The following is a 286-nucleotide window of genomic DNA, read 5'->3' as shown; positions in this document are numbered from 1 at the left end:
AAGTGGCGCTGTACCGGTTGCTGGAGTCGTTCGGGGTCAGGCCGGACCAGGTCGTCGGGCATTCGATTGGTGAGATCGCGGCGGCGCATGTCGCCGGGGTGCTGAGCCTTGAGGACGCGTGTCTGCTGGTCACGGCTCGTGCGGCGCTCATGCAGGCGTTGCCGGCCGGTGGCGCGATGGTGTCCGTTTTCGCGTCCGAAAAAGAGGTGCTGCCGCAGCTGACGGCCGGGGTGTCGATCGCTGCTGTCAACGGGCCTCGGTCGGTGGTGATCGCTGGGGTTGAGGC

At 67.5% G+C, this 286-nt stretch carries 1 protein-coding gene; it reads left to right on the top strand.

Annotated features, from left to right (window positions below; genetic code table 11):
* Positions 1-286 (top strand): acyltransferase domain-containing protein (locus UK23_RS47815; protein WP_156213910.1); only part of this gene is annotated, 286 nt, incomplete at both ends.

This window comes from Lentzea aerocolonigenes, assembly GCF_000955955.1.
Classification (GTDB): Bacteria; Actinomycetota; Actinomycetes; order Mycobacteriales; family Pseudonocardiaceae; genus Lentzea; species Lentzea aerocolonigenes_A.
The sequence above is the reverse complement of the archived record's forward strand: the minus strand, read 5'-3'. Positions and strand labels throughout refer to the sequence as shown.